Source organism: Silvanigrella sp., from assembly GCF_044369315.1.
Lineage (GTDB): Bacteria > Bdellovibrionota_B > Oligoflexia > Silvanigrellales > Silvanigrellaceae > Silvanigrella.
This window is the reverse complement of the sequence record NZ_JBIPMD010000160.1, coordinates 1-7,836: the sequence shown is the minus strand read 5'-3', so window position 1 is coordinate 7,836 and position 7,836 is coordinate 1. Positions and strand designations below refer to the sequence as shown.

General features: G+C 29.9%; 9 protein-coding genes and 1 pseudogene. 5 read left to right on the top strand and 5 right to left on the bottom strand.

From position 1 onward, the window contains the following. From ACIQ56_RS12065 to fni, 4 genes and pseudogenes are all read right to left on the bottom strand, one after another. A pseudogene (locus ACIQ56_RS12065) lies at positions 1-439 on the bottom strand (hypothetical protein); the annotation flags it as partial. Further along, positions 432-1,442 carry a hypothetical protein gene (locus tag ACIQ56_RS12060; protein ID WP_397601310.1) on the bottom strand — a complete coding sequence of 337 codons (1,011 nt, stop codon included), beginning with the start codon at positions 1,440-1,442 and terminating at the stop codon, positions 432-434. The pseudogene ACIQ56_RS12065 and the gene ACIQ56_RS12060, both read right to left, overlap by 8 nt. 12 nt (positions 1,443-1,454) lie before the next feature. After that, entirely contained in the window at positions 1,455-2,774 is a 1,320-nt protein-coding gene (locus tag ACIQ56_RS12055; protein WP_397601309.1) for a hydroxymethylglutaryl-CoA reductase, degradative, read from the bottom strand. A gap of 16 nt (positions 2,775-2,790) precedes the next feature. Then, positions 2,791-3,894, bottom strand: coding sequence for a type 2 isopentenyl-diphosphate Delta-isomerase (gene fni, locus ACIQ56_RS12050; protein WP_397601308.1), 1,104 nt, complete (start codon positions 3,892-3,894; stop codon positions 2,791-2,793). A gap of 215 nt (positions 3,895-4,109) precedes the next feature. Here fni and ACIQ56_RS12045 point away from each other — a divergent pair, with 215 nt between their 5' ends. The 3 genes from ACIQ56_RS12045 to ACIQ56_RS12035 all read left to right on the top strand — a co-directional run bounded on the left by ACIQ56_RS12045 (position 4,110) and on the right by ACIQ56_RS12035 (position 5,755). Next, the gene (locus ACIQ56_RS12045; protein ID WP_397601307.1) at positions 4,110-4,724 is read left to right on the top strand and encodes a hypothetical protein; all 615 of its coding nucleotides are present in this window, start codon (positions 4,110-4,112) and stop codon (positions 4,722-4,724) included. A 19-nt stretch (positions 4,725-4,743) separates the two neighbouring features. After that, positions 4,744-5,376, top strand: coding sequence for a hypothetical protein (locus ACIQ56_RS12040; protein ID WP_397601306.1), 633 nt, complete (start codon positions 4,744-4,746; stop codon positions 5,374-5,376). A 97-nt stretch (positions 5,377-5,473) separates the two neighbouring features. Next, the gene (locus ACIQ56_RS12035; RefSeq protein ID WP_397601305.1) at positions 5,474-5,755 is read left to right on the top strand and encodes a hypothetical protein; all 282 of its coding nucleotides are present in this window, start codon (positions 5,474-5,476) and stop codon (positions 5,753-5,755) included. Between the two features lie 9 nt (positions 5,756-5,764). On the opposite strand, the gene ACIQ56_RS12030 is transcribed toward ACIQ56_RS12035, so the two are convergent. Next, complete coding sequence (locus ACIQ56_RS12030; protein ID WP_397601304.1) at positions 5,765-6,019, bottom strand: hypothetical protein; 255 nt, start codon at positions 6,017-6,019, stop codon at positions 5,765-5,767. 190 nt (positions 6,020-6,209) lie between these two features. Here ACIQ56_RS12030 and ACIQ56_RS12025 point away from each other — a divergent pair, with 190 nt between their 5' ends. Both ACIQ56_RS12025 and ACIQ56_RS12020 read left to right on the top strand, forming a co-directional pair. Then, a complete protein-coding gene (locus ACIQ56_RS12025) occupies positions 6,210-6,908 on the top strand; it encodes a hypothetical protein (protein ID WP_397601303.1) in 699 nt (232 codons plus the stop codon). Between the two features lie 359 nt (positions 6,909-7,267). Continuing rightward, entirely contained in the window at positions 7,268-7,558 is a 291-nt protein-coding gene (locus tag ACIQ56_RS12020) for a hypothetical protein (protein WP_397601302.1), read from the top strand. The last annotated feature ends 278 nt before the right edge of the window (positions 7,559-7,836 follow it).

Genomic DNA, 7,836 nt, shown 5'->3' with positions numbered 1-7,836 from the left:
CAATACCACAAGCAGTAGGAAAGTTATTATGGCTATTAATTTCAATAGATATTTCTTGAGCAAAAGGAAATAAAATAGAATGAATGAAACGATCCATTTTTGGAGGCAGTTTATTTTCTTTTGAATTTTCGTCTAAAAATAATTTATTTTTAAAATAACAAAGCGGTTTTTCTTCATTTGGTAAAAAGCGTCCTAAAGCCGTTACTTTAGTGAAAGAACGAAAGCCGCCAATAGTATAGCTTAAACTTGAATTTATTGGTATTTGCTCTCTATTTGTTTCTTTGCCCCAATATTTAAGAAGGGCAATATTGCTAGGAGCTGTCGAGTACCCTATGTCGCCATTTTGAATAAAGAGCTTTCCTTGTTTTCTTAGCTCGAATAATTTATTTTGTAGTCTTTCAAGTTCAGCAGGAATATCTTTAATTAATGTATTATTCATTTTCAGTCCTAACAGTTTCAAAAGCAAAAGGAATATCAGATTCAGAGATTTGGCATTCTGTTTTTAATTTATTTTTATTTAAAAGAACCCACAAACAGTCACCATGACCTGCACCCATTGTTTTATATGAAATTTGCTTTGAATTAAAAGTTGAAATTAAATCATTAAATTTTTTATTTTGAATAGGGAGAATTTTTTGTGAATGAGCTATCTCTAATGATTTTTTCATTAATATTTGAAGATTATTCATTGTATTTAATTCTAAAAAAGATTCACAAATTTCGGAGTGCCTATTTGCATATCTTAATTTTTCTTTATCATTTTGAAATTTATGAAGAGCTTTTGTTGTATTAGAATATATATTTGTTGAAATAAAACAGCCTAAATTATTTAAACTTATGTTTGGCTCAAAAGCATGAATATTAGGAATAATGGAATTCATTTTGTTTTGAAAAATCCAAAAATTTGTATTTTTATCGATTTCGTTTTTTTCAATAGCAGCTAATTGAACGGCTACATCGTAACCGCTGCCGCCGCCTTGGATGTTTTGTATAGACTGTTTCACATTATTCCAAAATTCAATTTGATTTAAATATTCTTTATTTTGAAAAATAAGCTGCCATAATCCAGCAGAAATACCAGCAATAAGAGCAGAGGAAGAACCAAAACCGAGTGAAGGAGAAAATGATTTTTGAATTTCAATATTAAGTTCACAATTTTCTAAATATGAGCTCCATGGTTTTATTAAATTTGAAAAGAATAAAATATTTGGATCATTTTTTATAATTTCATTGTTATCATGTATAGAAAATTGAATAATTTGATTAGAAAAAAAATCACTTTTAATTTTAATACTAGAATTGTCTTCAAATCTTTTTATTTTAATAGATATCTTAAAACAAGGATCGAAAAAAGTGACAGCTACAGCTTTGCCGCCATATAAAACACCATATTCCCCAAAAAGTATGGCTTTTGCAGGAATACATAAATAAACTTGATTCATTAATTTGCTTCTTTAATTTCCAGTATTTTGGTTTTCAACAACCGAAATACTTGGAAGATGATCATATTGGCGCATCATTTCTAGATTTTTTTCATGTAAAGCCATGTGGCCTTTTTGAATTCCTTCACAACCTAAAGCTCGAATTGCAGATAAATTTTGGGCGAGTCCTACACTAGCTATTATGGCAGATAATCGAGAAGCACTAGGTGTTCCTAGTAAACTTAAACAAGAAGTAGCTGTAGGGTGAAGTTTTGTTACCCCGCCAACGGTGCCCACTGCGATTGGCAAAGCAATTTCACCTTGAAGGCGTTTATTTTTATTTATAAACCATTTTGTAAGTGGTTTGTAAGTTCCAGATAAAGAAGCAAAGGCATGGCAACCCGCTTCCACAGCACGCCAATCATTTCCTGTAGCAATTACCACAGGGTCAATGCCATTCATGATGCCTTTATTGTGAGTTGTCGCTCGAAAGGGATCGAGATCGGCAAACTCCCAAACAGAACAAATTCGTTTTGCCACTTCTTCGCCGGAATAGTTTTCCCGTTCTAATGCGGAAAACTCAATTTCACATTTTACTTTTGTAATACGATGAGTTGTTAAATTTGTTAAAATTTTTGAGCCCACAGTGCATGGCAATAATTCGGGAAGTCTTCTACCCATTTCTTCTGCAATTGAGTTTACAATATTTGCTCCCATAGCTTCACAAGTATCCACATTTACATGAAAAACATAATACCCTGGTTTGGAGAGTGCGCGTAACTCAATGCTTTTTACACCACCACCTCTTTGGACAAGACGTGGATGACAATTTTGTGCTAACTCAAATAATTTTTCTCTTAAAAAGTCATGAAAAATAGAGTAAATATTCATTTTGGGATCAATAATAAATTGTATTTGGCAAGTTGCTATGGTTTCAGTTGGTTCTGAAAAAAAGCCACCACAAGTTCTTGCTAATTTTGCACCAAAGCTAGCTGCTGCAACAACACTAGATTCTTCAACAGCCATTGGAATAAAAATTTCTTGACCATCTATTAAAAAATTTGTGGCAATACCTAAAGGTAACGTAAAACCACCAATACAATTTTCAATAAACTTTTCTGCTTGCTCAATACTTAAAGCACCTGAGTTATTTAGAGATTGAGAATCATTATGTGAAATAATATTTCTGGATACGAGTGCTTGGCAGCGTTGTTTCGAATTCATTTGAGCAAAATTAGGTATGCGACTAGATGCTAAAGATTGCTGATTATGCTGAAATGGAATTGTCTTTGGTACAATATCGGATTGTATTGTAGAAGATCGAGATAGGACTTGTTGATTGTCTTTTACCATCTTTGTTACCTTTAGCTTATAGTGCTTCTCGCACGACGCGAGAACTTAATTCTGATAGCTTTTGTGCACCAGAGCAAAACATTGCAATAGAAAGAGATTTTTTAAAAAATGAAATCTCTTTTTCAACGGATTCCAAAGGAGTTTCCCCTTTTTCAGGAGAAATAGCTGCCCTAAATAAAGGCAAACCAACTCCTGCCATGGTGGCTCCGGCTGCTACAGCTTTTGCAACATGAAGACCATTTCTGATACCTCCTGTAGCCACTAAAGGTATATTGTATCCAAGTTCTTTGTTACGTCTAGAACAAAGGATAAGAGACTCGTCTGTTGGAATACCCCAATTTTTAAAAAGTTCACCTAAACGTTGCCCTTCTTTATTTGAGCGTAACCCTTCAATATAACCCCAACTTGTACCACCTTTGCCGCCAATATCTACACCAGAAACTCCAACAGATACAAGTTTTTGGAAGGTAGAAGGTGACATACCTGAGCCCACTTCTTTAATAAGTAAAGGAACTTGCAAGTTTTTTGCAATCATTTCAATTTTTGAGAGTAAATTTGCAAAATTTCTCTCACCTTCGGGTTGAATGCTTTCCTGAAGGGCATTTAAATGTAAAGCAAAAACATTAAGCTCTAAATCATCTACCAGTCTTTTAATATCATCAAGTTTTATGCCATAATTCAGACTAACAGCCCCTAAATTACCAATTATAAATAAGTTTGGTGCTACTTTTCTTACATTAAATAGTTTTTTGTATTTAGGATCTTTTATCATTATTTTTTGAGAGCCTAAACCCATAGGAATATTATATTTTTCTGCAGCAGCAGCAAGGGCTTCATTAATTTCTTGACCTTTTTCCACTCCCCCAGTCATTCCTGTAATTAATAAAGGGAGATCAAAAATTTTGCCAAAAAAGGATTGTTTCATGTCAACATCAGTTAATTGAAACTCAGGTAAGGCCTCAGGATAAAACTGAATTTTCGAAAAAATATCACATTTCGATTCTACATCTTTGTCTTTACAAATTTGAATATGATCGTTTTTTCTACTTTCCATTAAAACAGGAGTATCTTCTGTATAAGAAAGGATATCAGATTCATCTAGATTTTTTAAATTTGACAATGTTAAATGCTCCAAACTCAATTAAAAGTATGAGTAATCGATTCACCTTTCAAAGGCTTATCAATATGAGAAAACACAATCAAGAGAAACAAAACTAAAAAAAACTTTAACTGTTAATTTATTCTGACGAAAAGAGGATAGAACCGTAATTGACTATTGAATTGTCTTATTTTAAGATCTTTATAGTCATTTCATTATGTTAGTTGGAGGCAAAAATGGGCTCCAAGTCGGATTTAAGTACGCTTTGGATGACAGAAGTAAATCCTACACAGTTTTTTCATGAAATGGTTGTTGAAGCTCAAGAACGTCAAAGATTAAAATTAACTGAAAATGTTGAATTTTATATTGTAAATCTTTTATGTGGATATTTAAGAGCATCTGACACAGATAATAACGAAGATTGTCTTGCCTTAATTTTAAAAAAGGCATTAGAAAGTTCTCGCTCTGAAAAAATTGCTCTGTATAAAAAATTAGCAGATACAGCACTTTATTTTTCTGGATTTTTCCAAGAATATTTTAATAGAAAAAGTTTTGATATAAGATATTACGTAACAATGGGTGAGTCTGCATATAATGAATTATCTAATTTGTTAAAAGGTAAAAATACTTATCAAGAAACTATGTCAACTATATATTATGAAATGAGTAAAAATTTTACTGTAGCTGTTGATATTTTATTAGATATTTCTGAGCAAACTACAAATCAAAATAATGAAAGAACCATATTGAGTTTATATGATGCTTGGTTAAATACAGCTAGTCCAAAATTAGAAAAAGAATTATTTCACAGAGGAGTGAATCCAATTAAGGTTTCTACTCGCAAGGTCTAGAAAAAATATGATATTTAAAATGAATCATAAAAAATTTTTTTTAGGCTGTGATGATTTAATTAGAATCATGTCTAAATACTATTCTTTTATTAATACAGATCCAATTGATAATTATGTATTGCCTCCTTCAAATAATATCCCAGAAAATTGTGGACAAACATTGTTCGAAGAAAATTCAGAAAACAACGAATTTTTTATTGGAATACAATTTGGAAAAAAAATTGTTTTTGATTTTGAAAATAATGAAATTGTTTCTTTAAATTCTTTGGCTGTCGTGTCTGAAGAAATAAGTCATTTTAAGTTAATTACAGATATAGTTACTTTAAACTCTAATGTATCCACTCTTGAAATTGAAACACTTGGAGAGATTGATCGATTTTTATGCCTAATGCATTGGAATTCTGAAAGTAGTTTGCAAAAAATAAATAAAAATTGGAAAAATTTACATCAAATTTGTGATGAAGTTTTTCAAGGAAATCGGTTTTTACCTGACCAGCATTCATTGTATAGAGAAGCTGAATGTTTGGCATTTAGGCATTTAAAAGAGGCATTCTCCTATGATTGGGATTCTTCTAATTATGATTTTTCTAAAATAAATAATAGAGCTAAGAATTATCTATCAAATTTAAGAAAAAATATACTAAGAGCATAATTAAAAATTTTTAATATATTAATATTATTTGACATTTTATAAAATTAAGGCTAATAATATAGTTCTTAAGTGGATGGTATTTGGATATAGGTGAAAAATGAATAAATCTATTTTAAATATTACTCTTATTATGTTATTAATTATCTTTAGTTTATATCATAATTCTGTATGTGAATTAAAAGAAATAAGTATAAAAAAAGAAATTAGAAGGAAAACTTCTTGTCTTCAGCGTAATTTATTTTTAACTCAAGCATTTTCAGATGACAATTTGAAAATGGCAAAAAGAAATAGCGATTTTTATTTTTATTCTGAAAAAGATTTTTATAAAATGAAACTTCTTTATACGTTTAAAAATATAAATATAAACTGCATTGTTTAATAAAAATAATTACATAATATTTCTTTTAGCTTCAAGACTATTTGTTTCGTGCTCATCATTAACTAAATTAATAAGCATTTTTTCTTTCATATCTTTTTTCCATACAAACCAAGCTAGAGATTGTTCTTCTAACCAAGTGTAAGATTCTTTATATTCAAAAGGGATTAAAATATCGCAGAAGGATTTTGCGTCTTCGAGAGTGGCATCTGTATTCATTTCAGACCAGCATCTAAATTTTTCTTTAAAATCGTTTTTATCAAACATTTCAATTCACGCCTTTTAGCTGAATATACAATTGATGTCTGCTTAAAATTCAGGCATCAATATACATTTCGGTAAATGTAATCTTCCCTTAAGCTATTTTATCAATGAATCTTTTAATTTCTTGGAGGGCTTGTTTTCTTATAATAAAGTAAGATTGTCTGTGTTCGTTTTCTTTAAAGGAGGAATTACTATGAATCGAATTTCTATCGAATCTAAATTTATTACAAATGAAATTCTTTTTGAATTAAAGCGTGCAGAAGAACTTAAAATTGCAAAGGATTTGCAAGAGTTTTTACTTCAAAGTGAATTTCCTTGGAGAGCATTAGGAAAGCCTTTAACTCAATTTGTTGAAAATTGTATAAATAAAATTGATAAAAGTGAAAGAATAAAAGGTAAAGTAAGTGATCAGGCTTATTTAGAAAATAAAGAACAGATTGTCATATGTGAAGGGGCTGTAGTAGAACCTGGAGCTTATATTGCGGGACCCACCTTTATTGGTCCTAATGCAATTGTGCGCCATGGAGCTTATGTTAGGGGCTCTGTATATATATCCGAGGGGGCAGTGGTAGGTCATACGACAGAATGCAAAGGATCTATTTTATTGCCTTTTGCTAAAGCAGCTCATTTTAATTATGTAGGAGATTCCATACTAGGCTATGATTGTAATTTAGGAGCAGGTACCAAACTGGCAAATTTAAAAATGAATCATAAAAATATTATTATTGCTTTAGATAATAAAAAAGTAGACACGGGGCTTAAAAAATTTGGAGCTATTTTAGGAAATCGAGCACAAACGGGATGCAACTCCGTAACAAATCCGGGTTCTATCATGCTCCCAGAAACAGTTTTATTGCCAAATCATACCTCATTAGGCGTTATACGCAGATAGTCTTTTTCATCTTAAAAATAAAACTGGTATTCAATTGTCTAAAAAAAGTTAAAATTGAAAGTTTAGATGAAATAATAAGAGATTTTTATCCTAATATTAATGAAAGATTTTCTAAATTAAAATTATTCCAAGCAATTATCTTTATGAATGTTCATAATGGAAATTTAAAATGATATACTATACAAACTAAATTTAAAGGAAAATCTTGGTTTTTATTACCCACAGCTCATTCGTTAATTGTTAAAATATGTGCAATAAAAAAAACGCCTTTTAATTCGATTTACCTTATCGCTAATGGAATAAACTAAAATTTTGAATTACTTTTTGAAAATGAAGAAAATAAAAAGAAATTCAATTTAATGGTTGAAACAATTGGTTTAAATGAAATTTTAGCAAGCTTATATTCAACAATTTCATCATATCAATTTTATTATCCATATCATTTCCCACAAATTATTGAAAAATGCAAAGAGATTAATTGTGAAATTGAGAAAAATCAAAACCGATATTTTACTGAAGCTAAAAATTTATTAAGACAAGAAAAATTAAAAAATGAAATTCGAGAAAACGAAAAAAAACAAAGGCAATCTTTTATTGATAGTAAAAAAATAAAAAATTCAGAAGAAGTTAATATGATAGATGCCAGTTAAGAGTTGAGAAAAATATTGTGAAGATTGAAAAAATAGCTCCAATTTGTTAGTTAATTGTTGCTTAAAACAAAGTAACAAAGGAGCTACCAATGGATTGGCAGAACCAACTCATCACCGTTTACCTTACTTCCTGCAAATTTTTTTCTCAACTTTCTCCCTATATTTTTTTAAAAATAAGTCCTATACTGATGAAGAAACCGTCACAATTTACATCTTTGGAATTTTAAATGAACTTAAAAATATAAAATCAATTTTTAAATTTACAAAAAATTTCCTTA

Coding starts and splice junctions, on each gene's coding strand:
- ACIQ56_RS12060 (WP_397601310.1), bottom strand. CDS start 1,442: ATGAATCAAGTTTATTTATGTATTCCTGCAAAAGCCATACTTTTTGGG.
- ACIQ56_RS12055 (WP_397601309.1), bottom strand. CDS start 2,774: ATGGTAAAAGACAATCAACAAGTCCTATCTCGATCTTCTACAATACAA.
- ACIQ56_RS12045 (WP_397601307.1), top strand. CDS start 4,110: ATGGGCTCCAAGTCGGATTTAAGTACGCTTTGGATGACAGAAGTAAAT.
- ACIQ56_RS12040 (WP_397601306.1), top strand. CDS start 4,744: ATGAATCATAAAAAATTTTTTTTAGGCTGTGATGATTTAATTAGAATC.
- ACIQ56_RS12035 (WP_397601305.1), top strand. CDS start 5,474: ATGAATAAATCTATTTTAAATATTACTCTTATTATGTTATTAATTATC.
- ACIQ56_RS12030 (WP_397601304.1), bottom strand. CDS start 6,019: ATGTTTGATAAAAACGATTTTAAAGAAAAATTTAGATGCTGGTCTGAA.
- ACIQ56_RS12025 (WP_397601303.1), top strand. CDS start 6,210: ATGAATCGAATTTCTATCGAATCTAAATTTATTACAAATGAAATTCTT.
- ACIQ56_RS12020 (WP_397601302.1), top strand. CDS start 7,268: ATGGTTGAAACAATTGGTTTAAATGAAATTTTAGCAAGCTTATATTCA.